The organism is Nonomuraea sp. NPDC050022 (assembly GCF_044460705.1).
Classification (GTDB): Bacteria; Actinomycetota; Actinomycetes; order Streptosporangiales; family Streptosporangiaceae; genus Nonomuraea.
On record NZ_JBITKE010000003.1, the window covers coordinates 833,653 to 855,305 of the forward strand.

The window sequence follows — 21,653 nt, forward strand, 5'->3', positions numbered from 1 at the left end:
GCGGGCCCGCTACTCCGTTGGCCTGCGTGTGCTGACCTGCTCTTCACGGGCCCGCGTGTGCCGATCTGCCATTCACCGACCTGCGTTGCCGACCGGCTCTTCACCCGCCTGCGTACGCTGACCTGCCATTGACCGGCCCGTGTGTGCCGACCGGGTCTTCACCGACCTGCGTGTGCCGACCGGCTCTTCACCCGCCTGCGTACGTCGGCCTGCTCCTCACCGGCCCGCATGCGCTGACCTGCCATTCACCACCCGGCGGCTGCTCTTTGCGGGCGTTCAGCCGTAGGGGCCGCTGCCGCAGGAGATCTGACCACCAATCGTGGCGAAGATACCGAACAGCGCCATGATCTGTGCGAAGTCATCGGTAGTGAACTCAGTGTGACGCGATCCCACCGCCTTCACGCCGGGAACAAGTCCGACGGCGGCCGCGATGGCAGTGGAGTTCCACTCCACCCCCAGCGTGTACGGCGCAGCCACCTGGTAAGGCGTGAAGTCGCTCAACCGCCCCAACGCCCTGGCCGTCGCCTCACGAATCCGAGCCTGGGCAACGCTCGGCGGCAGCAGTTCGGCCGAGAACTTGTCGATCCCCTTCTTGACCGCCACCGTCTCCACATCGCCGAGCAACTCGCGCGCCTCTTCACCGACGGCCTCGTCCCCGGTCACCAGCACCACCGGAACACCGTGGAACCCCGCACACGCCGCCACCAGCCGCGTCTCGCCGCACACCTCGCCGTTGAGGTAGACGTTCTGGATCTCCTTGCCCATCCAGGTGTGGTTGAGCACGCCGTTCGTCACCCCCGCGCGGGCGTGGTACCCCACGAAACACGCGGCCTGGAACGACCCGTCAACCCCCTGCGCCATTCGCTGCGCCTTACCCGGCCCCCGGATGAGGGTGGCGCGCGGGTCCAGCAGGTCGATCCGCAGATTCTTGGTGGACCCGTGAGCGTCGTTCACCAGCACTGTGGCCGCCCCGGCCTCGAACGCCCCCTCGACGGCGGCGTTGGCATCGGCGGTCATGAGCTCGCAGCCCCGCTCGTAGCCCCGCTTGCCCGCGTGCATCTCCTCGGGGTCGGTGAGCCCGGTCACGCCCTCCATGTCGACCGACAAGTACACCTTCACAGTCCCACTCCCTCACCTACGCACCCGACATCGACCAACGGCGTATCGACCATCGGCAGACCAGCCAAAGGCGAATCGACCGAAGACCGATCAACCGACAGGGGACCGGCCGAAGGCGGACCGACCAACGGCGTAACGACCATCGGCAGATCGGCCGAAACCGTACCGACCAACAGCAGACCAGCCAAAGGCGAATCGGCCGAAGACCGTTCAACCAACGGGAGACCGGCCGAAGGCGGACCGACCAACGACGAATCGACCGAAATCGGATCGACCAACGGCAGACTGGCCGAACGCGGATCTGCCGAAACCGGATCGATCAACAGCAGATCAGCCGAAACAATATCGACCAACGGCAGATAGACCGAAGCCGTATCGGCCATCGGCGGATCGAGCAAGAGGGATCGAACAGGGCGTGAGAGCGTCACGTGCCCCATGTCTCCACCCGGCGGACCTCGGCCTCGGTCATGAGCCCGACCTTGGACGTCATGAACCCGGCCGCCTGCTCACGCCACTGGGCCGGAATCTCGTCGAGCGCCAGCGGGTAGCAGTGGTCGAGCCAGCTCGTCGACTCCTCCGTGGCGTCGAAGTAGTCGAGCGCCTTCCCGAACAGCGTGTCCTCGATGCCGGGCACCCTCGCCAGGCCGTACTCGACCATCTCCTGTCCCCCGTACGGCGGAGGCTGGAGCCACTTACGCACCCGGGGGTCATCGGCGGTGAAGGGCGTGTCGAGCGGTCGCCGTTCGACGGCGGCCTGAATGAGCTCCTTGTACAGGCACTTGCCGCACCTGCGACACGGTCCGTCGGTGCCCTGAAGGCACCATCGGACGTGCTCCTTGAGCTCCGAGTTCAGCGCCAGCCGCATGGTGACCGCTTCACTCACGCCGCCCACGGGGAGCACGATGTGTACGCCCGCCGCCGCGAACAACCGCCCCCACGCCCCGTGCGGCGCCCACATCAGGTTGTCGGGCGTGTAACGCAGAAGATAGCGATCCCCGCCGAGCCACCGTGAACCCAGTTCATACCCGAACGCCAGTCCACCGAGATCCATCTGGTCGGCGAGCAATAACGCCCCTGCCGCGACCGCGTGGTGTTCCGGGTATCCGGGCCGGGGCTCGGACAGCGTGAATTCCAAGTCGGAGTCCACCACGGTGAGTTCCCGCCCGGTGCGCCTGGCCAGCCTCGCCAGGACGTCGGAGCGGTAGTGCGGCCACCGGTTCGGCACGCGGGGGTGCGGCACACGCCGGAAGTGCACGAACGGCGCCTCGGGATAGATGGTCGCCGCCGCCACGGAGTCCGCGCCACCGCTGTAGGAGATCGCCAGGTTCGTCCCGGTACGCCGAGCCTCCGCGCCTACTGGCCCGGCCTCGATCCCCCACCCCTCGTGCAGCGCGGCGGCCACCTCAGGGGAGATGGCCCGGTCGAACACGATCTCCTTGCGCGTCCACGGCGCCACCACGGTCCATGCGGCGACGGCGAAGAGGTCAGGGTGCGCGTCTCCGGGCACCCCGGCGATGGTGCAGGAGTTGGTGGCCAGCTTGACCGGGTGCTCGTCGGCGGCCCTGCCGGTGATCTCGTCGTCGGCCCCGAGCCGGAACGTCAGCTCGCCTCCCGACCAGCTCACGCGCATGACGAATCCTCCGCCCGCACAGCATCATGCGGACGTGGTGTCCGTGACTTGAGGTCGTCGATCGCCTGCCAGAGGAGGACCTCGTTCTGGAGCACGCCGTCCAGCGCCTTGGCCGTCTCCTGAGCCAGGCGGTGCGTGTCGTCGAGCCGGGCTTTGTCCGTGGGGGCGCTGGTGGGGGCGGCGGTGGCGGGTCTGGCGTTTCGCAGACGCTCGACCTCGTCCTGCAGGGTCGCCATCTCCCGGCGCAGGGTCTGGACCTCCCAGAGAGCGTCCCTGATGTCCTGACGGTGATCGCCGATGGAGATGTAGCGGGAATCGAACCACGTGCGCACGGCTTTGCGCAGGCGGGCGGGGACCAGGACGCGCATCATGAAACGCCACGATAGTGGCAAATCCACGGCCACCAGGACGCTGTTTCCGAATGGCAACCAAGCTATCTAACTGGTGTCAACTTCTGCTGTCGCGACGGATAAATCAGCAGGCGTCCCAGCACTCGTATCGCCCATACTCAGTCGTGTGAATCTCGGCGTCGGCGGTGGCGGCGGCTGGGGCGTCGGCGGCGGCAGTGGCAGCGGCGTCAGGCGCGGCAGCAGCAGCAGTGGCGTCGTCGGCGGCGGCGGCAGCAGCAGCAGTGTCGCCCAGATTGTCGCCGCGCCCACCCGCCGTTCGCCGTTCGTCCTGCTGCCCCCAGGAGTCTGATCGTGCTGCTGTCCCCAGGAGTCTGGTCCCCAGGAGTCTGATCGTGTCGTCCTGCCTGTTCTCAGGAGTCTGATCATGGTCGAGGAGCTGGTCGCCCACGTACGGGAGGCGTTCGGGTGGGGTGAGGACGTCGTGGTGTCCGCGGGGCCGCGGGGCGCGCTGGGGCAGATCTGGCGGCTCGACGTCGGCCCGGCACGCTACGCGCTCAAGGAGATCTTCGCCGAGCCGCCGTCGGAGGCGTTGATCGAGGCGGAGCTGGCGTTCGGGCGGCGGGCGGCCGAGGCAGGGGTACGGCTGCCGGCGAGTCACCCCGACCGCGATGGGCGCCACCTGCTTGAGCCGCCCGGCGGGACGTGGCTGCGCCTGTACGACTGGATCGACCTGCGGCCGGTCGAGCTGACGGCGCCGGCCACGCCGGGAGAGATCGGGGCGCTGCTCGCGCGCCTGCACCGATGCGCCCCCGCCGCGACGGTCGAGCCGGACGGCGGACCACCCGCTCGCTGGTACGACCGCGTCCCCACCACGCACGAATGGGCGGAGGTGGCCACGTCGGACGCGGTGTGGGCCGCGAGACTCGCCGATCTGCTCGCCACGCTCCCAGAGCTGTGCGCGGCCGTCGCGCCGGCCGATCCCGGCGAGCTGATCCTCTGCCACCGCGACCTGCACCCGGAGAACGTCCTCGCCGACTCCACCGGCGCGCTCGTGGTCGTCGACTGGGACAACCTCGGCCCGGCCGCGCCGGGCCGGGAGCTGGCGCGGGCGCTGTTCGACTGGTTCTGCGACGACTCGACCGCCGACCTCGAAGCCATGCGCGCCATGTACGAGGCGTACAAAAGTGAGGGCGGCCCTGGCCGCATCACCGGCCTGGCCGACTTCACCATGCTTCTCGCGTCCCACCTGAACTTCCTGCTGGTCCAGGCCCGCGTCGCCCTCGACCCGCACGCCGAGCGGCGGCACCGCGAGTGGGCGGAACGCGAGATCGACGAGGCACTACGCATCCTGCCGACCGCCCGGCAACTGACCGACGTGCTGAAGCTCACGCGCACCTCCTGACACTTGGTGGTGGGGCACCGCCGTCGACAACGCACGTGGTGGATGTCGAGCACCGACACCGTGGCAGCGACGGGGCCGCATCGCGTTGAGCCGATCCGCCGTGACCTGCACCGCCCCTGGACGACGGCCGCCCTAGAACTCGCCTGGGCCGACGGGTAGACTCCCCGCGCGTGATCAACCTGGACGAACATGGCCGCCCCGAACCTCCGGTCGCGGCCGACGAAACCGCCACCCTCCTCGGCTACCTGGACTACCAGCGCGCGACCCTGGAGTGGAAGTGCGCCGGACTGGACGCGGCCGGCCTGAACGCGACTGTCGGCGCCTCGACGATGACCCTCGGCGGGATGCTCAAGCACCTGGCCTATGTCGAGAGCTGGTGGTGCTCCCAGCGGCTGTACGGGAACGCCCCGGAGCCCCCGTGGGACACCGTGGACTGGGAGGCCGATATCGACTGGGACTGGCACTCGGCCACCGAGGACACCCCCGAGCAGCTCCTCACGCTCTGGCAGGACACCGTGGCCCGCTCCCGCTCGCTGGTCGCGGACGCGCTGGCCGACGGCGGCCTGGACCGGCTGGCCGTGCGCCCCTGGTCCGACGGCCGGGTACCCAGCCTCAGGTGGATCCTGTTCCATCTCGTCGAGGAGTACGCACGGCACAACGGCCACGCCGACCTCCTCCGCGAGGCGGTGGACGGACGCACCGGAGACTAGCCACCCATCGGACGGTCACCGAGCGAGCGACTCCCGAGCGACCCACCTGACCAAGCGGACGACTTCCGGGGCGGACTACCCGACCGAGCGGACGACTTCCGGGCGGCCTACCTGATCGATCGACCCGGTGGACCCCTGCGAGGCGGCCCGAACCAGGACCACCTGGACGTGGCACTCGCTGCCTCGTAAACCAGCTCATCTACCCCCGCGCGACACGAATATGATCACGGGAAGCGACTCGCCGATACGCTGAGTGATTCATGTTACGACGGACCTGCTGATCTTTCGAGAGCGTCTCAGGAGGTTCGATGACACTCATTCACGCTGGTCAAGCGGTCGCTGTCGCGGCTGCTCTGCTCGCTGCCCCGTTCACGGCGGCGTCGGCGGCGAACGCCGACACCGCCGGCGCGGCGCAGCGGTTCCTTCCCAAGTTCTCGGCGACCCTGGTGGCCCGTCACAGCGGCAAGTGTCTGGACGTGGCGGGCGTCAGCACCGCCGACGGGGCCAACGTTCACCAGTGGACCTGCATCAACGGGCAGGCCAACCAGGAGTGGAACTTCGTGGCGACCAGCGACGGTTACTACACCCTCCGCGCGACGCACAGCGGCAAGTGTCTGGACGTGTCGGGCGCCAGCACGGCCGACGGCGCCAACGTTCACCAGTGGACCTGCCTGAACCAGCAGCGCAACCAGGAGTGGCGACTCGTCCAGAAGGACAACGGCTACTTCTCCCTCGTCGCTCGCCACAGCGGCAAGTGCCTGGACGTGGCGGGCGTCAGCACGGCCGAGGGGGCCAACGTCCATCAGTGGACCTGCCTGATCGGACAGCGCAACCAGGAATGGCGACTCGCCTGAGCGACGACACCTGAGATGGCGGCCGTACGCCACACGCGCGTGGTGTACGGCGTCCGTTCGGGTCACGTGTCGCCGCCCCACTCGGCATCCGTTCGGGTCAGGCGTCCTCGCCGCAGTTGAGGCGTTGCAGGAGATCGAGCAGGGTCGCGCGGTCGCCTGGCGCCAGGGGGGCGAAGCAGTCGGTCAGGACCTCGTCGGCGACCCGGTGCCCCGCGTCGAGCATCTGCTCGCCGGCCGGTGTCAGATGGTGCTCGATGCGTCGCCCATGGCCCGGCCGGCGCTCGATCAGGCCCTGGGCCATCAGCCGGCCGGCGAGTGTGCCGAATGCCTGCTCGCTCTGGAACGTCGCCGAGGCCAGGGCGCGCGCCGGCGCCCCAGGTGACCGGCTGATCGCCCGCAGGGCATCCCACTGGGCCAGCGTGGTGCCGATGGCGGCGAGCCGGCTGTCCAGCGCCCGATGCTGCCGGTATTGGGCTTGCTTGACCGCTCTTCCAAGGACCTGCAGTTCACCGAACACGAATCGAGTTTAGCAGCTACTCAACTAGCTTATATCAACAAGTTTAGTTATGGTGTTGGCCATGCCTACGACAAGCCACACCATCGCGCTCTACCCGGACCTGCCGCTAACCCTGTCCGAGGCCGGCACCGGCCGGCCCATCCTGATCCTGCACGGCGGTGGCGGCCCGGCCACCGTCGCCGGGCTCGTCGACCACCTCGCGCGGACCGGCCACGCCATCGCCCCCACTCACCCCGGCTGGGACGGCACCGACCGCCCCGGCTGGTTCACCGGCATCGACGATCTCGCCCTCGCCTATCTGCACTATCTCCACGACCGGCAGCTGTCCGACGTGCTGGTCATCGGCTCCTCACTCGGCGGCTGGACCGCCGCCGAGATGGCCGTACGCGACAACGCGGGGATCATCACCGGGCTCGTCCTGATCGACCCCGTCGGCGTGCACGTCGAAGCCGAGCCGATCAGAGACTTCTTCGCCCTCGACGCCCGTGGCGTCGCCGAGTACTCCTGGCACGACTCGGCCCGCTTCTACGTCGATCCCGCCGACATCCCCGCCGCGCAACTCGCCCTCCGCCAGGGCAACATGGCCACCATGCGCGTCCTGGCCGGCGACCCGTACATGCACGACCCCAAGCTCGCCCACCGCCTGGCCCACGTCGACCTGCCCGCCCTGCTGCTCTGGGGGGAAAGCGACCGCATCGTCACCCCCGCCTATGGCGCGGCGTACGCGGCCGCCTTCGGCGACGCCCGGCTTGAGCTCATCCCCGAGGCCGGCCACCTGCCCCAGATCGAGCAACCGCGAGCCACCTTCGCCCTGATCGACACGTACCTACGCCAGACGAGCGCCGCCACCGTCAAAACCTAGTGACCCATCACTCCATGTTGGTGTGCTTGGCGCGCATCGTCTCTTCCGTAGCCCCGATCAACGCCCCGAGCTTCAGTACCATCACCTCGAACAGCACGAACAACGCGCCTTCATAGGCGGACCCCATCGGCAGCACGGACGTACTCCGGTCGCCGGCCATGGTCTGCGCCGGGATCACGAGCACGGCGTCGGCGAGCTCCGCGGCGTTGCTTTCGGGCTCGGCGGTCAGCAGCAGGTTCGTCGCACCCGCCGCCGTCGCCGTCCGCATCAGCGCCAGGACCGTGGACGCTTCGCCAGGGCCGGAGGTGGCGAGGAAGACGTCGTCGCGCCCCAGCGCCGGCATGGTCATGTCGCCGACCACCGCCACCGGCAGACCAAGATGGAACAGGCGCATCGCGAAACCCTCGATCTGCAGCGCCTCCCGGCCGCAGCCGTAGACGCCGATCGTTCTGGCGTCGGCGATCAGCCGGCAGGCCGCGTCGATCGACTCTTCGTCGACCTGCGCGAGCACGGCGCCAAGCTCGTCGAGCACGCCGCGAAAGAGGTCGTCGTTCACGACACCCGATGACATACCTGCATGGCTACCCGGTACTGCCCGCTCATATAACAAGACGTCCAGGTCAGCCGATAAGGGCCGACCTGGACGTCAAAAAATCAGACGGATCAGACGAGGTCGAACCGGTCCAGGTTCATGACCTTGTCCCACGCGGCGACGAAGTCCTCGACGAACTTCTTCTTCGCGTCATCGCTCGCGTAGACCTCCGCGAGCGCGCGCAGCTCGGAGTTCGACCCGAAGACGAGGTCGACCCGGCTGCCGGTCCACTTGACCTCGCCCGTGACGGCGTCGCGAGCCTCGAACGTGGTCGCGTCCTCGGACGTCGCCTTCCACGTCGTACCCAGGTCGAGCAGGTTGACGAAGAAGTCGTTCGTCAGCGACCCGGGGGTCGCGGTGAAGACGCCGAGCGACGACTGCTGGTGGTTCGCGCCCAGGACGCGGAGACCACCGACGAGGACCGTCATCTCGGGGGCGCTCAGGGTCAGCAGGTTCGCCCGGTCGAGCAGCAGGTACTCGGCCGGAAGACGGTTGCCCTTCCCGAGGTAGTTGCGGAACCCGTCGGCGACCGGCTCGATCGCGGCGAACGACTCCACGTCCGTCTGCTCCTGCGCGGCGTCCACGCGGCCCGGCGTGAAGGGGACCTCCACGTCGAAGCCGGCGCTCTTGGCGGCCTGCTCGACGGCCGCGGCACCGGCGAGCACGATCAGGTCGGCGAGCGAGACCTGCTTGCCGCCGGTCTGGCCGGCGTTGAAGGTGCTCTGAATGCTCTCCAGGGCGCGCAGTACGATCGCCAACTGGTCGGGGTCGTTGGCCTCCCACCCGCTCTGGGGCTGGAGGCGGATGCGCGCGCCGTTGGCGCCGCCACGCTTGTCGCTGCCACGGAAGGACGACGCCGACGCCCACGCGGTGGACACCAGCTGGGACACCGACAGGCCCGTGGCCAGGATCTGGCCCTTGAGTGCGGCGATGTCCGCGGCGTCGACGAGCTCGTGCGTCAGGGCGGGCAGCGGATCCTGCCACAGCAGCGTCTCGGCGGGGACCTCCGAGCCGAGGTAGCGCACGATCGGGCCCATGTCGCGGTGGGTCAGCTTGTACCAGGCGCGGGCGAAGGCGTCCGCGAACTCGGCGGGGTTCTCGAGGAAGCGACGCGAGATCTGCTCGTAGATCGGGTCGACGCGGAGCGCGAGGTCGGTCGTCAGCATCGTCGGGGCGACGCGCTTCGACGGGTCGTGGGCGTCGGGGACGGTGTCCGCCCCGGCTCCGTCCTTCGGCCGCCACTGGTTGGCGCCGGCGGGGCTCTTGAACAGCTCCCACTCGTAGCCGAACAGGATCTCGAAGAAGCTGTTGTCCCACGTCACGGGGGTGTTGGTCCAGATGCCCTCAAGGCCGCTGGTGATCGCGTCGGCGCCCTTGCCGGTGCCGAAGGAGTTCCGCCAGCCGAGGCCCTGCTCCTCGATCGAGGCGGCCTCGGGGTCGGGACCGACGTTGTCCGCGGGGCCCGCGCCATGGGTCTTGCCGAAGGTGTGACCGCCCGCGATCAGGGCGACCGTCTCCTCGTCGTTCATCGCCATCCGGCGGAAGGTCTCACGGATGTCGCGAGCCGAGGCGAGCGGGTCCGGGTTGCCGTTCGGGCCCTCCGGGTTGACGTAGATGAGGCCCATCTGTACCGCGCCGAGGGGGCTCTCGAGCTCCCGGTCACCGGTGTAGCGCTCGTCGCCGAGCCAGGTGGTCTCGGGGCCCCAGTAGACGTCCTCGTCGGGCTCCCAGACGTCCGCGCGACCGCCGCCGAAGCCGAAGGTCTTGAAGCCCATCGACTCCAGGGCCACGTTGCCGGTGAGGATCATGAGGTCGGCCCAGGAGAGCTTCTGACCGTACTTCTTCTTGACCGGCCACAGCAGGCGACGCGCCTTGTCGAGGTTGCCGTTGTCCGGCCAGCTGTTGAGGGGGGCGAAGCGCTGCTGGCCGGCCCCGGCGCCGCCGCGGCCGTCGCTGATCCGGTACGTGCCCGCGCTGTGCCACGCCATCCGGATCATGAACGGGCCGTAGTTGCCGAAGTCGGCCGGCCACCAGTCCTGCGAGGTCGTCAGCACCTCGGCGATGTCCCGCTTGACGGCCGCGAGGTCGAGGGTCTTGAACGCCTCGGCGTAGTCGAACTCCTCACCGAGCGGGTTGGCCACGGCGGGGTTCTTGGCGAGGATCCTCAGGTTGAGCCGCTCCGGCCACCACTGGCGGTTTCCACCGCCCTGGGTCGGGTGCGGGGCGCGCTCGTGCGCGACCGGGCAGCCACCTGCTCCCTCCGTCTTCGGGTCGGTGACGATCGCGTCATGGTTCTCGGTCATGGGAATCCTTCCGGACTATGTGGATCAAGTGCTCAGGAAGTACGGGCGGTTGAACAGCTCAGGAAGCACGGGCGGTTGAGCAGCCGGGGCACAGGCCCCAATAGATGACCTCGGCCTCGTCGACCGCGAAGCCGTGCTCGTCGGAGGCGGTCAGGCAGGGCGCCTCGCCGACCGCGCAGTCGACGTCAGCGACGGCACCGCACGACCGGCACACGATGTGGTGGTGGTTGTCCCCTACGCGCCCCTCGTACCGCGCCGGGCTGCCGGCCGGTTCGATGCGGCGTACGAGTCCCGCCGCGGTGAGCGCGTGGAGCGCCTCATAGACGGCTTGCAGCGAGATGTGGCCCACGCGATCACGCACCCCGGAGGCGATCGCCTCGACGCCGAGGTGGTCACCGTCCCGGACGGCCTGGAGCAGCGCGACGCGGGCCGCTGTCACCCGCAGGCCGGCGCCGCGCAACTCCTCGGCGATGGTCGGAGTGCTGGATGCGGTCATGCGACCAAACCTACCCACATAAACACGAATGGTACAAGATAACGAATTATCCAAGTCTAGTGCGCACCCGGGCACCGTTCATCCCATTGCGGCGCGACACGCCGTCTGGAGAGTGAGTCTGGGAGCGCGGCCGTCCTAGGACGCCGTCAACCAACGTGCACCAGCCGCCACATAGGCCCTGAGCTGCGAAGTCACCTATCCGGGGACTTACGGCGGACAGGCGGGCGGTAGACGTCGTGCAGACTGGAGATAGCGGAGACGACGGTGTTCTCCGGCCGCGTGAGCAGGTCGCGAGTGTGCGGGAACTGCTCAAGGGCATCGCCGGGGCGGCCCGGGCGCCGGCCGCGAGCGCGGCCGGGCCCTCGTGGGCTCATGCGAGCCGGCTGTTTCCCCTCACCGCCATCTGACGTGGCGCTGAGATCACTGACCGTCCGCGTCGTTCATCCTGGCCCGCATGTCGGCCGTGGTGTTCTCGTGCGGGAACGGCTCGTCCGGGATCGGAAGGTCGAGTGCGGCGCACAAGGGCTGCCAGCCGTCGGCCGGCTGCCATTCCAGCAGCCGATGCGCCGGTACGGTGGCGCGGACCTCGGCGAGGTGCCGCTCGTAGGCCGCGATGACGCTGTCACGGTCGAAGGGGTCGTCGAACGCACCGCCGAACAGCGCCTGGATCATCTCCTCCATGGCGCGGGCCTGCTCAGGGGCGATCTCGACGAGCGTCGGAGGCCGCCTGGAGTCCCCGCGCATCAGGCGGCGCGCCCCTTCCAGCACCGTCTGATCCATGCTCTGGTACCACCGCTCGACACTTTCCCGCCGGGACAGCAGCACCAGCGCGTCCGGGAACTCGGCGGACAGTTCACGCCAGAACCACGACACCGGCCAGTCCACCCCAGCGGCGTATTCTCCGAGGAATTGGCGCCAGTCCGGCATGACGCCCGCGCAGGCGTCACGCCACACCGCGGCGTCGTCCGGCCGCCCGAACACCTCCCTCATGTGGTAGCAGGGCGCCCCGAGCAGTTGCTCCAGCGCCGCCTTCAGCGATGTCGTCCCCGTACGCGGAAACCCCGCCCCTACAACTCGTAAACCCATACCTGCCCTTCCTCTCTCGATCACAGCGGCAATGCCGCGAACGCATTTGCCTACCGGGCGGTTAGTAAGATACTTGCCGACCGACAGGTAAGCAAGGGATTCTAGATCGTCGAGAGAGCTGAGATTGGGAGCAAGGAAGAGCGATGACAAAGAGGGAACAGGTAATGTGATGGCCACGCCGAGCCCAGCGAGCTCGGCGTGGCCGGTCCGTCTACTGAGCCGGCCTGGTCTCGCCAGCCGCCCCGGCCTGCCCACCGCAGAACACCGCCTTGATGAGTTTGTCCAGGGCCTTCGGGAACACCACTGACTGGTCGACCGCGGCGTCCCCCATGGTCAGCGAGGCGGTCAGGGTCCTGCTGCCGTCAGGCGTGCTGTACATCAGCGACCCGTAGCCCCCCGGAGGGCTGCCGTCGTGGTTGAGGATGATGCCGGCGCAGTCCGGGCCGGTGTCCAGCACGTACTGACCGAGGCCGTACTGGCCGAAGAGGCCGGTGCTTCTCGGGTCCGGCTTGCGCATCTCGGCCAGCAGCGAGGCCGGCAGGAGCTTGCCACTCTGCAGGGCGGAGAAGTACGTCTGGAGATCCTGGGTGGTCGAGATCATGTCACCGGCGCCGGCCAGCAGGGAGAGGTTCTGGCGGGTGACGTCGACCACCTTCCACTGGTCGGCGTCCTGGTAGCGGTAGTAGCCGTGGGCGTAAGGTCCGGGGAGCTCGGTCCGGTTGCCCGGCACCACGGTGCCCCGCAGGCCGAGCGGCCCCAGGATCCGCCGCCGCATCTCCTCGGCGTACGAGCGGCCGGTGACCTTCTCGATCAGCAGCAGGGCCAGCGTGTAGTTGGTGTTGGCGTAGCTCCAGTTCGTCCCCGGCGCGAACTTCGCCGGCTTGGACAACGCCAGCCGTACCAGCTCCTCGGGCTGGTAGCTGTGGAACCGGTTGTCCACCCACTCTTTGCCCGTGGCGGGGATCCCCGGCACGAACGTCCCGTCGGTGTAGTACTCGCCGGTGTAGTTGAACAACCCGCTGGTGTGCTGCAACATCATCCGCACGGTGATCCGCCGGTCCAGCCCGAGCTTGGGCAGGTAGCCGGCCACCGGGCTGTCCAGCCCGATCTTGCCCTCGGCCACCAGCTGCAGCACCAGGGTCGCGGTGAAACTCTTGGTGGAGCTGCCGATCCAGAACCGCCCGTTGGTCGGCGGCTTGGCGACCGCACCCAGCTTGCGCACCCCGGCACTGCCGACCCAGTCGCCCCGCTGATCGTGTACGCGTAGCTGCAGCCCGGCGTAACCGGAATCGACGACCTCCTGGATGACCTGCTGCAGCTCCGGGCGATCCGGCCCGGCGGCGGCCTTCGGCACGGCCACACTGTCGGCCGCGGCCACTCCGGATGTGGCCACCCCAGCTAACAGCGCGGCCGCCAGCGCCGTGAGCGCCACTCGCCGGAAGACCTTGGTCGCCCTGATCGCTGGAGGGAATGCGGGTTTCATAGTTCCTCGTCTCTGGTGTCGCACTTAGGCGAAGAGCTCATCGATGAGCCGCTGCGCTGCCTTCTGGAACGCCCCTGCCTGGGACATCACGCCGCCATGTCACGGGGTCCGGAGAGGACCCCGTGACGAGCTGTGGCTGTCGCAGGTCGGCATCCGTCAAGCGGCGTCGAGGGCCTCGGTGATCTTGCGGGCCATCTCGGTCATGGTGGGGCTGGGCTGGCCCTTCTGGGGCCGGCCGGCTGCCTCGATGGCGACGATGACGGTACGGCGGAAGTTGTCGGCCTCTTCCGGAGCCTGCGCCTTGAGCAGGCTCATGGATGCCGTCAGCGCCGGCAGCACCTGGTCGGCGAGGGCGGCGACGGTCTTGCCGTACTTCACGCCCTTGGGCGCCTTGGCCAGCACGTGCCCGACCAGACCGGTCGCGGAGGTCAAGGCGATGGAGGCCTCGGTGGCGGCCTTGTGCGCCGAGCCGGCGGCACCGGCGGCGGACATCAGCGAGACGGCGCCCCACGCGGCGGTGCGCAGGGTGAGCTTGTGCTGGTCGTTAAGGGTGATCGACATCGTGTTGTGCTCCTTCAGATCCGTTACGAAGTTCAAGGGAACGGACGGAGATCGCACCCGGCCTTGAGGCCGCGATCGCTGAACCGTTCATGGCGTTTACGATCGCCGACCGCTCTGATACCGGGCCGTTGCCGTGCTGACGCGGCCGCTGACACGACAACACATGCCTGTCCCGGGGCCGCCGCTAGCGCCGTATCAGCAGCTCCCGGCATCGTCTTGCTCGTCGAACGATGAGCAGACGGCGATGCACGCGATCCGAGCCGAAGGGCTGATCAAGAGGTATGGGGAGACGACCGCGCTGAGCGGGGTGAACCTGGAGGTCCCCGTGGGCAAGGTCATCGGCATCCCGGGACCCAATAGGGGCCGGCAAGCGGGATGATCATGGTGGTTCGAGAGTCAGGCCGGGCTGTGGTGATCAGATGAGGCCGGGTACTGGATCTTCTTGAGCCGACGCTTGACGATGCGGACCAGGCCACGGAGGTCAGTCACGACAAAGTCGCCGATCGAGCGTGTCAGCGGCCAGGCACGGCTCGCTCCAACTCGACCAGGGCCAGCGGGGGACCTTCGTCGAAGTTGTGGTCGTGGGTCCTGCCGGTCTCGGCGAAGCCGTTCTTGGCGTAGAAGCGGCGCGCTTGGGCGGAATCCCGGAGCGTCCACAGATGCACGTCGTCGTACCCGGCGTCTCGCACTCGATCCAGGACGGCCGTCAACAGGGCCTTCGCGATGCCGCTGCCCCAGACGTCCGGGTGCGCGAAGAAGGTATGGATCTCCGCGTGGCCGGGGCGGGAAGTAGAGGCCCCGAACCGGGCGAAGGCCCCCGGCTGCTCGTTCAAGCGCGCCAGCAGGATCGTGTCCATGCCCTCGGCCTCGGCCTCGACCTCGGCCAGAATGCCGTGCCACTTGGTGCGCCGCTCCTCGACCCCGGCTGCGGCGACCTTCGGCGTGCAAAACGGGCCGTGCGAGACGCCCCAAGACAGGGCGTGGATCTCGCCGAGGATGTCCCCGTCACCGGGCTCCGCGGGGTGGACCGTGATCGCGTCAGGCATAGCGTAGACACTAACTGGCCTGACCTGGTCATTCCGCAGCGGAGCCCTCGCTGGAGGCGTGATCGAAACCTTTGCGACTCCCTGTCAGTATGTGAACGCCCGATCACCATAGAGGGCGGCCGGGCGTTCATGGCTGTCTACAGCAAGGGCGGATGCCCTTACTCAGAACTCGCCATCCCTGACTCCTGCCAGGAAAGCCGCCCACTCGTCGAGGGTGAAGATCAGCGCCGACCCGAGCGGATCCTTGCTGTCGTGAACGGCCACATGATTAGCAACGAAAGCGACCTGCACACACTGACCGTTCGAGCCGCTGAAACTGCTGGTGCGCCATTGGGCACGGGAGAGATCGACTTTCTCCTTCGCCACCCCGCACTCCTCTCACATCGCGCTCGCAAGGACACGAGTAACCAGATCACGTGTCGCTTCCGGACTGACCGCCGTGCTTGAAGTCGCTCCAATACGTTCCTATATCGTCGTGCGCTCTACTTCCACGCGAAATATCCCAAATATCTCATCCAGCGGAACGGCTGGGCGGGACAATGCACGTGATCCAAGCCGAAGGGCTGATCAAAAGGTACGGCGAGACGACGCGCTGGACAGAGTGGACCTGGAGGTCCCCGTCGGCAAGCTCATCGGCATCCTGGGCATGTGGAGTATTGCGGGTCTCCGACGCGCATAACGGCGGCTGCCCGCGGGGGTTCCCGAAAAGCCTGTCGTCTCGCCCCCGATCGTTAAGGAACTCCAGCGGCGCACCCGTCGTATTTGGAGCCGGTACCGGGCGCCGCGTCACTGGCGGTACGCGATGCTGTGATCAACCCTGGCCTGCTGCCGGAGATGAGCCCCGAGGATGACCAGGAGCTGCCCGACGCGGCCGAGCTGTGGCGGCGCGTCGAAAGTGGACAGCTCACCGCCTGGGGCGGTCTCGTCCTGAACGCTGCGGTGGCGTGCGGAGCCCGCGGGGACCGCACGCAGGCTGAGGAGTATTTGAGCGTGGCCAGGGCCGGCGCGGCCAGGGCCGGGTCCGACCGGCACGACTACTGGGTGAGCTTCGGGCCTTCGCATGTTGGCGTCCAGACCACGCACATCATGACCGCGCTGAACCGGCCTGACGCGGCGTTGAAGGCGAGCGGCGATGTCCAACGGGGAGACCTCTTGCCGGTTCAGTGGGGTCGCCACCGGCTGAACGATGCGCGGGCTCTGCTGGAGTTGCGCAAGTCAGACGCCGCCGAAGAAGCGGCAGCAGAGGCCAAGGCCGTGTCCGTAGAGTGGTTCCGTCATCAGGGGTTCGCCCGGTCTGTTGTGGATGATCTGGTTGACCACCGCCAGCGGCTTTCAGCCCCTTTGCGTGACCTGGTCAGCGCTTTCGAAGAGTAACTCGTACGCTACGTTCGATCTGCTTTCCCCCGCCCGAGCCGGTGCGCGTCAACTGGTCGCTGCGGCATTCGACGCTGGCCCAGCTCTTCTACGTCGTCCAGGGTGAAGAGCGTTTTGGAGAGGCCGTCTACGGTCCAGCCGCGCTGGCCGGGTTCCCAGAAGATATCGATCTCAACGCCTTCAAGAGGGTCGCCTCCGTGTGTCGCGTCTTGGACGGTGGTCACGTTGAGATCTTCTACGCGGAGGTACCAATCCCCGGCATTGACGTTGACCACGACGGGGTTTCGTCGGGCAGGCCGGTGAGGTAGTCGAGGAGTTGGCGGACGGTGAGCATAGGCGCAGGGTGGGCGCGGCGCCCGCGCCGTGACCGGCCTCCAGGCCGCAGCGCGGCGTGGCGCATCACGGGCCTGGACCGCGTTGCCGTGCCGACCGGCGTCACGGTGAACATGGGCTCGCTGGACGCGAAAACGACCCCGGCGTGTTCGCGCCGGGGTCGCCCCTTCCAGGCCGTTGCACATGAGAGTGCACGACCTTCATACAACACTACAGCCGACCGAACCCGATTCCTCGTCAATCGAGTTGCCGATTCCAGGACGGCCGCAAAGGTGCCAGGAGTGGTGTCAATCGCGGGGCCGGCTTCCCCGCTACAGGTACTGCCCCGCCTCAGCGCTGTCTGTCTTCGACACCCGCACCAAAACCACGTTGGCCAGGTTGATGACCACGCCATTCGTCTCGGTCTCCCGGTCATACCTAGCGCGGGTCAAAACCAGGCTGCGCTGCTCGTCAAGAGCGCGAGCGATCACCTCGAGCGCTCCCTGCTCTCCGTCGAAATCTCTACTGATCATGGAGATATCTTCACCGCTTAGTGAGTGAAATCGAATGATCAGTACGCAGTTGTCAGGCACTGTTGGCCCCTTTCACCAGAACCGGATTCAGGCAGCGGCTCAAGCCTGGGCTCTGTGCGGTCCTGCGGGCGATCTCCCCAGTGGGACCAGGCCCGTCCAAGGGGCCCTCCTGGCCGCGCGCAGGTCCGAGGCTCAGCCGTAGGGCTCGCGTCCCTCCCAGACCTCCGGTTCAAGCATCCGCCGTACGGCTGACCCTCGCAACTGCGCGTGTCCACGTTGGGCCAGTGGACAGGACATGGTGGCTCCGCTCGACCGACGCGGCGGCCGAGCTCCCGGCCCTCATCGCAGCCGTTGACCAGCGCCTCGGGGAGATGACCCTCCGAGTCGGGCTCCACGTGGACGCCTGGGACGACATCCCGCACCGGATCGCGGCTCCCGGCCGGGCGGTCAGGGTGGGATGGTTCCGATCCATGGACGGCCGACTGGTCACCCTGAGCCTCAAGGGAAAGCCGGAGGTGATACCGCCACAGGCCACGGCGGCGAGGGCCGCGTTCGCAGCGACCGGCGCGAGCATGAACGGCGGGTGCTCCAAGCCGCCGGTCGACATCGACGGGCAGATAGCGGGCGGTCAGCGGGGGTATACCGGGGTTGATGGGGGCCGACTGGCGCCGGTGGGGGGCGACCGGCCGCATAGGCACCAGGCGCAAGCGGCCAGGGCCGTGATGAGCGTGTCGGCCGTCACGGGTTGGCGCGGCGAGGGGGCGTCATGAATGGGAGTCCGGCCGGGTCGGAACACGAGTTCCTGACGGCACGGCGGTGTTGACGCCGATGGCGACCTACTCGTTCAGGTTGTACGTGGTAGGGCAGACACCGCGGTCGCTGGCCGCGGTGGCGAATCTGCGGGCCCTGTGTGACACCTATCTTCCCGGCTGCCATGAGATCGAGGTCATCGATGCCGCCGAACAACCGGATCTCGCGGAGGAGGAGCGGATTCTGGCCATCCCAATCGTGATCAGGACCAAGCCGCTCCCACATTTCCGGGTTATCGGAGATCTGTCCGATCAGGCTCGGGCTGCAGCTTTGCTCGGCCTTCCTGAGGTGGGCAGATCGTCCCCAGAAGGGCAGGCGCAATGATGGGCAGTGCCACGGTCGGGCGGACACCGACCGGTATCAATGGCTTCGACGACATCGCCATCGGGGGGCTTCCTGCCGGTCGGTCCACCCTCGTGGCCGGCACGACCGGCACCGGGAAGACGCTGTTCTGCCTGGAGTTCCTCGCCCGGGGCATCGCCGGTTTCGGTGACCCCGGCGTGTTCGTCGCCTTCGACGAGACACCTGAGAACCTCCGCCGCAACGTCGGCTCCCTGGGCTTCGACATCGCACGCTGGGAGGCCGAGGGAAAGTGGACGTTCGTCGACGCCTCGCCGGAGGCCGGTGAGCAGACGCCCACCGTGGGGACGTACGACCTGGGCGCGCTGATGGCCCGCGTCGATCGCGCCGTGCGTCAGATCGGCGCCAAACGGGTCTCCTTGGATTCGCTCGGCGCGGTCTTCATGCGTTTCGACGATCGGGAACTCATTCGCCGTGAGTTGTATCGGCTCGCCCGGGTCTTGGAGTCGCTCGAGGTCACATCGGTCCTGACCGCCGAACGCGACGCAGAATACAACCACATTACCCGGCAAGGCATAGAGGAGTTCGTATTCGATAACGTCATGATCATGCGGAACATCATGCGGAACGAAAGACGACACCGGACGATCGAGATTGTCAAGTTCCGCGGCACCACTCACCGCACCGGGGAGTGGTTGTTCACCATCGACCCGAAAGACGGGCTGGTCATCATCCCGGTCGCGTTCCTCGTGCCACGTGACCGGGCATCGCAGGAGCGGGTCTCTACCGGGAACATCGAGCTGGACGCCATGGTGGGCGGTGGTGTCTTCCGGGACGCGGTCGTCCTGCTCATCGGGTCGTACGGCGGCGGAAAGACCCTGGCGGCTCTGCAGTTCGCCGATGCCGCGTTCCGGGCGGGCGAACGCTGCCTTTTCCATGCCTTCGACGAGACTCGCGGGCAACTCGGCCGCAACGCCGCTGGCTGGGGTCTGGACTTGGACGTCATGGAGGCGTCGGGACTGCTCCGAGTAACTGCCACGTACCCGGAAGTGGCCTCAGTGGAGGATCATTTCCTGCGTATCAGGAGGGACACCGCGGACTTTGCCCCGGCTCGGCTCATCATCGACGGTCTCTCCGCCCTTGAGCGGAGAGCGACGCCGCGGACACTGCTGGATTTCGTCATCGCACTGGGCGGGGTCGTGCGGCAGCACGAGATCACGACCCTGTTCACCTCCGCACCGACCGGCGGGGGAACGTCGATGTTCACAGCGCCGATCATGGACGTCACCAGCATCGCCGACGTGACGATCCTGCTGCCCTACATCGAAGGAGCGGGTGTGGTCCGGCGTGCCATCGCCGTCCTGCAGACGCGCGGCTCGGCACATGACCACACCATCCGGCAGGTCGCCATCGACGGTGCCGGTATGCACATCGGTGACCCCTATACCGAAGCCTTCCACATGCTCTCCGACGCCGTCGTACTGCCACGCCACCCGGAGTGGCCGACCGACCCAGACCGCGCAACGGCCGGGGACCAGGATGAGAGCTGATGGGTGAGCCCCGCGACAGCGCGGAGAGGCCGAACACCGAACCGATGCGCCTCTCCGATCCCGGGCGTGACGCCGGACGTATGGTCATGGCGGCGCTGGCGGACGGGATCGTCGCGGTCGACGAGGACGGTGTGATCCGGATCTGCAACCCCGCCGCCGAGGAACTGCTCGGCCGACCGTCGGACGAACTCATCGGCACCCCGTTCGGTTACCCGGTCGTCAACGGCGAATCGACCGAGATCGACCTGATGCTGCCCGGCGGCCAGACGCGAGTGGTCGAGATGCGCGCCACCACCGCGACGGTGGCAGGAGAACACCTGTACGTCGCCGCGTTGCGCGACGTCACTCTCCGGCGCGAGGCCGAACAGCAGCTCGAAGCAGAACTCGAACGCCACAGCAGGGTGATCGCCGTGGTCGCCCATGAAGTCCGCAACCCGCTGGCGGGGATCGGCCTGCTGGTGGACATGCTGCGTGAGCCCGAGGAGAGCTTTTCCGACGAGGAGCGTGCCGACGTCCTCGACCGCATCGCGGTTCGCACGGCGAATCTCCAGGCACTGGTCAAGAAGCTGCTCACCGTGGCGAAGATCGATGCGAACGCCGTGCGGGTCTCTGTGGAGCCGGTGCCGGTGCTGGAGGTGATCCTCGAACGGCTGGCCGAGTTCGCCGATCGGCCCAAGGACGTGTACGTGTCGTGCGATCCCCAAGTCCGGGCTCTGGTGGATCGTAGCGAGTTGTCAGAGATGTTGATCAACTATCTGGAGAACGCCTTCCGATACGGAGCCCCGCCATTCGAGGTACGGGTGGCCGAGCAGCCGGACGGCGTGGAGATCCGGGTGTGCGACAACGGGCCCGGCGTGTCCGAAGAGTTCCGGCCGAGCCTGTTCGAGCGGTTCAGCCGTGAATCGCGCACCCAGCGGGAGACCGAGGGCTCGGGGCTGGGTCTGTGGATCGTCCAAAGCCTGGCCCAGGCCAACGGTGGCGACACCTACTTCGAACCAGGCGAACAAGGAGGCGCTTGCTTTTGCCTGTGTCTACCCCAGGCACCGCCGTTCTGAGCGTTCGCCTGTGGGTGCCAAGAACTCGGCCACCCTATGCAACGCGCCCTTGTCCGGGTGGACGCCGAACCATGCGCTGGCGCACCTCACCCTCGCCGATGACGGCACTGCCAGCGGCCCGTTTCTGTCGGACAACGTCTCGTTTATGTACGCCCGCCCGCATGCCCGCCCGCCACGGTCGTCGTATGTGATCGGGCTCGGCGCCGAACGTGAAAGTGTGATCGATCCGAATGTTCTGAGCAACTCGACGGGGCGGTTCGTCGCCCAGCTCGGCGCACCGTCGGCTGAGAAGTTGGGGCTTGGGGACGAAGTCATCCTGCTCGATGTGGCAACCGGTTCCCAGGCCACCACGCGCCGCAATCCGGAGGATGGGGGGTGGCTGGTCCGGCAGCACGACCCGCTGAAGCTGTGGCACGCCGTGGAGGATGCCATTCTGACGTGGCAGGGTGCGGGCAGCCCGCACCAATCGGGCTTCGGTCTCACCGTGACGCGCGAGAGTCAACGGGTGTGGCTCGGCGACCCTGACGGCCCGGCCAACCAAAGGCGAAGCGCGCGCGGGCGGAGCCCGCGCTCAGGGGGCGTCTGAGCGAAGCGAAGGCCGTGCAGTGCGGCAAGCGCCAAAGGAAGAACGCCGAGTCTTCAAGCGCGAAGCGCCTATCGGCGAGCCCTTTGTGGCCGGGCGGGCAGCAGGCGGCCGACCGCCGAAGA

28 protein-coding genes are annotated in these 21,653 nt (G+C 67.8%); 14 read left to right on the forward strand and 14 right to left on the reverse strand.

All coding sequences use genetic code 11. From position 1 onward, the window contains the following. Window positions 1-276: 276 nt before the first annotated feature. The 4 genes from ACIBO2_RS15310 to ACIBO2_RS15325 are packed head-to-tail and all read right to left on the reverse strand — an operon-like array spanning window position 277 to window position 3,120. Window positions 277-1,119 carry a M55 family metallopeptidase gene (locus tag ACIBO2_RS15310; RefSeq protein ID WP_358539282.1) on the reverse strand — a complete coding sequence of 281 codons (843 nt, stop codon included), beginning with the start codon at window positions 1,117-1,119 and terminating at the stop codon, window positions 277-279. Further along, complete coding sequence (locus ACIBO2_RS15315) at window positions 1,116-1,556, reverse strand: hypothetical protein (protein ID WP_358539279.1); 441 nt, start codon at window positions 1,554-1,556, stop codon at window positions 1,116-1,118. The genes ACIBO2_RS15310 and ACIBO2_RS15315 overlap by 4 nt, the downstream gene beginning before the upstream one ends. Next, on the reverse strand, window positions 1,544-2,749 hold the full coding sequence (locus ACIBO2_RS15320) for a DUF6395 domain-containing protein (protein WP_358539277.1): 1,206 nt from the start codon (window positions 2,747-2,749) through the stop codon (window positions 1,544-1,546). Before ACIBO2_RS15320 ends, ACIBO2_RS15315 begins: the two co-directional genes overlap by 13 nt. After that, window positions 2,740-3,120, reverse strand: a complete 381-nt coding sequence (locus tag ACIBO2_RS15325; RefSeq protein WP_358539274.1) for a hypothetical protein — start codon at window positions 3,118-3,120, stop codon at window positions 2,740-2,742. Before ACIBO2_RS15325 ends, ACIBO2_RS15320 begins: the two co-directional genes overlap by 10 nt. Window positions 3,121-3,265: 145 nt before the next feature. On the opposite strand from ACIBO2_RS15325, the gene ACIBO2_RS15330 reads away from it, so the two are divergent. The 4 genes from ACIBO2_RS15330 to ACIBO2_RS15345 all read left to right on the forward strand — a co-directional run bounded on the left by ACIBO2_RS15330 (window position 3,266) and on the right by ACIBO2_RS15345 (window position 6,065). Beyond that, the gene (locus ACIBO2_RS15330) at window positions 3,266-3,448 is read left to right on the forward strand and encodes a hypothetical protein (RefSeq protein WP_397297432.1); all 183 of its coding nucleotides are present in this window, start codon (window positions 3,266-3,268) and stop codon (window positions 3,446-3,448) included. Window positions 3,449-3,523: 75 nt separating this feature from the next. After that, window positions 3,524-4,501 (forward strand): phosphotransferase enzyme family protein, encoded by a 978-nt coding sequence (locus ACIBO2_RS15335; RefSeq protein WP_397297434.1) that lies wholly within the window; start codon window positions 3,524-3,526, stop codon window positions 4,499-4,501. 170 nt (window positions 4,502-4,671) lie between these two features. Beyond that, entirely contained in the window at window positions 4,672-5,211 is a 540-nt protein-coding gene (locus ACIBO2_RS15340) for a DinB family protein (RefSeq protein WP_397297436.1), read from the forward strand. Window positions 5,212-5,519: 308 nt separating this feature from the next. Beyond that, window positions 5,520-6,065, forward strand: coding sequence for an RICIN domain-containing protein (locus ACIBO2_RS15345; protein ID WP_358539264.1), 546 nt, complete (start codon window positions 5,520-5,522; stop codon window positions 6,063-6,065). A 97-nt stretch (window positions 6,066-6,162) separates the two neighbouring features. Here the strand turns inward: ACIBO2_RS15345 and ACIBO2_RS15350 are convergent, their stop codons facing one another. Then, entirely contained in the window at window positions 6,163-6,582 is a 420-nt protein-coding gene (locus tag ACIBO2_RS15350) for a MarR family winged helix-turn-helix transcriptional regulator (RefSeq protein ID WP_358539262.1), read from the reverse strand. Window positions 6,583-6,643: 61 nt separating this feature from the next. On the opposite strand from ACIBO2_RS15350, the gene ACIBO2_RS15355 reads away from it, so the two are divergent. Continuing rightward, on the forward strand, window positions 6,644-7,444 hold the full coding sequence (locus tag ACIBO2_RS15355; RefSeq protein WP_397297439.1) for an alpha/beta fold hydrolase: 801 nt from the start codon (window positions 6,644-6,646) through the stop codon (window positions 7,442-7,444). A 7-nt stretch (window positions 7,445-7,451) separates the two neighbouring features. Here ACIBO2_RS15355 and ACIBO2_RS15360 read toward each other — a convergent pair whose 3' ends face one another. From ACIBO2_RS15360 to ACIBO2_RS15370, 3 genes are all read right to left on the reverse strand, one after another. After that, complete coding sequence (locus ACIBO2_RS15360; RefSeq protein ID WP_358539256.1) at window positions 7,452-8,000, reverse strand: SIS domain-containing protein; 549 nt, start codon at window positions 7,998-8,000, stop codon at window positions 7,452-7,454. A 107-nt stretch (window positions 8,001-8,107) separates the two neighbouring features. Then, window positions 8,108-10,339 (reverse strand): catalase/peroxidase HPI, encoded by a 2,232-nt coding sequence (gene katG / locus ACIBO2_RS15365; RefSeq protein WP_397297441.1) that lies wholly within the window; start codon window positions 10,337-10,339, stop codon window positions 8,108-8,110. Window positions 10,340-10,397: 58 nt separating this feature from the next. Then, on the reverse strand, window positions 10,398-10,835 hold the full coding sequence (locus ACIBO2_RS15370; protein ID WP_358539251.1) for a Fur family transcriptional regulator: 438 nt from the start codon (window positions 10,833-10,835) through the stop codon (window positions 10,398-10,400). A gap of 236 nt (window positions 10,836-11,071) precedes the next feature. On the opposite strand from ACIBO2_RS15370, the gene ACIBO2_RS15375 reads away from it, so the two are divergent. Next, window positions 11,072-11,242 (forward strand): hypothetical protein, encoded by a 171-nt coding sequence (locus ACIBO2_RS15375; RefSeq protein WP_358539249.1) that lies wholly within the window; start codon window positions 11,072-11,074, stop codon window positions 11,240-11,242. A gap of 13 nt (window positions 11,243-11,255) precedes the next feature. Here the strand turns inward: ACIBO2_RS15375 and ACIBO2_RS15380 are convergent, their stop codons facing one another. From ACIBO2_RS15380 to ACIBO2_RS15390, 3 genes are all read right to left on the reverse strand, one after another. Next, window positions 11,256-11,921 carry a sulfotransferase family protein gene (locus tag ACIBO2_RS15380; protein WP_358539247.1) on the reverse strand — a complete coding sequence of 222 codons (666 nt, stop codon included), beginning with the start codon at window positions 11,919-11,921 and terminating at the stop codon, window positions 11,256-11,258. Window positions 11,922-12,132: 211 nt separating this feature from the next. After that, window positions 12,133-13,404: a serine hydrolase domain-containing protein gene (locus ACIBO2_RS15385; RefSeq protein WP_397297444.1), complete on the reverse strand. Its 1,272-nt coding sequence runs from the start codon at window positions 13,402-13,404 to the stop codon at window positions 12,133-12,135. Window positions 13,405-13,560: 156 nt separating this feature from the next. After that, window positions 13,561-13,965, reverse strand: a complete 405-nt coding sequence (locus tag ACIBO2_RS15390) for a hypothetical protein (protein WP_397297446.1) — start codon at window positions 13,963-13,965, stop codon at window positions 13,561-13,563. A gap of 244 nt (window positions 13,966-14,209) precedes the next feature. Between ACIBO2_RS15390 and ACIBO2_RS15395 the strand changes: the two genes are divergently transcribed. Further along, the gene (locus ACIBO2_RS15395) at window positions 14,210-14,344 is read left to right on the forward strand and encodes a hypothetical protein (protein WP_358539241.1); all 135 of its coding nucleotides are present in this window, start codon (window positions 14,210-14,212) and stop codon (window positions 14,342-14,344) included. Window positions 14,345-14,477: 133 nt separating this feature from the next. Here ACIBO2_RS15395 and ACIBO2_RS15400 read toward each other — a convergent pair whose 3' ends face one another. Next, window positions 14,478-15,011, reverse strand: coding sequence for a GNAT family N-acetyltransferase (locus ACIBO2_RS15400; RefSeq protein WP_397297448.1), 534 nt, complete (start codon window positions 15,009-15,011; stop codon window positions 14,478-14,480). Between the two features lie 162 nt (window positions 15,012-15,173). Continuing rightward, on the reverse strand, window positions 15,174-15,377 hold the full coding sequence (locus ACIBO2_RS15405) for a DUF397 domain-containing protein (RefSeq protein WP_358539237.1): 204 nt from the start codon (window positions 15,375-15,377) through the stop codon (window positions 15,174-15,176). 396 nt (window positions 15,378-15,773) lie between these two features. Between ACIBO2_RS15405 and ACIBO2_RS15410 the strand changes: the two genes are divergently transcribed. Both ACIBO2_RS15410 and ACIBO2_RS15415 read left to right on the forward strand, forming a co-directional pair. Continuing rightward, window positions 15,774-16,385, forward strand: coding sequence for a hypothetical protein (locus ACIBO2_RS15410; protein ID WP_358539235.1), 612 nt, complete (start codon window positions 15,774-15,776; stop codon window positions 16,383-16,385). A 41-nt stretch (window positions 16,386-16,426) separates the two neighbouring features. Next, complete coding sequence (locus tag ACIBO2_RS15415; protein ID WP_358539233.1) at window positions 16,427-16,693, forward strand: hypothetical protein; 267 nt, start codon at window positions 16,427-16,429, stop codon at window positions 16,691-16,693. A 336-nt stretch (window positions 16,694-17,029) separates the two neighbouring features. On the opposite strand, the gene ACIBO2_RS15420 is transcribed toward ACIBO2_RS15415, so the two are convergent. Then, window positions 17,030-17,290: a hypothetical protein gene (locus ACIBO2_RS15420; protein ID WP_358539231.1), complete on the reverse strand. Its 261-nt coding sequence runs from the start codon at window positions 17,288-17,290 to the stop codon at window positions 17,030-17,032. 80 nt (window positions 17,291-17,370) lie between these two features. Between ACIBO2_RS15420 and ACIBO2_RS15425 the strand changes: the two genes are divergently transcribed. The 5 genes from ACIBO2_RS15425 to ACIBO2_RS15445 are packed head-to-tail and all read left to right on the forward strand — an operon-like array spanning window position 17,371 to window position 21,531. After that, a complete protein-coding gene (locus ACIBO2_RS15425) occupies window positions 17,371-18,000 on the forward strand; it encodes a DUF5994 family protein (RefSeq protein ID WP_397297452.1) in 630 nt (209 codons plus the stop codon). Window positions 18,001-18,058: 58 nt separating this feature from the next. Beyond that, window positions 18,059-18,364 carry a circadian clock KaiB family protein gene (locus tag ACIBO2_RS15430; RefSeq protein WP_397297454.1) on the forward strand — a complete coding sequence of 102 codons (306 nt, stop codon included), beginning with the start codon at window positions 18,059-18,061 and terminating at the stop codon, window positions 18,362-18,364. Beyond that, window positions 18,361-19,890, forward strand: coding sequence for a circadian clock protein KaiC (gene kaiC, locus ACIBO2_RS15435; protein ID WP_358539226.1), 1,530 nt, complete (start codon window positions 18,361-18,363; stop codon window positions 19,888-19,890). Before ACIBO2_RS15430 ends, kaiC begins: the two co-directional genes overlap by 4 nt. Next, window positions 19,890-20,945 carry an ATP-binding protein gene (locus ACIBO2_RS15440; protein ID WP_358539224.1) on the forward strand — a complete coding sequence of 352 codons (1,056 nt, stop codon included), beginning with the start codon at window positions 19,890-19,892 and terminating at the stop codon, window positions 20,943-20,945. Before kaiC ends, ACIBO2_RS15440 begins: the two co-directional genes overlap by 1 nt. Before the next feature lie 10 nt (window positions 20,946-20,955). Beyond that, window positions 20,956-21,531, forward strand: a complete 576-nt coding sequence (locus ACIBO2_RS15445) for a hypothetical protein (protein ID WP_397297457.1) — start codon at window positions 20,956-20,958, stop codon at window positions 21,529-21,531. The last annotated feature ends 122 nt before the right edge of the window (window positions 21,532-21,653 follow it).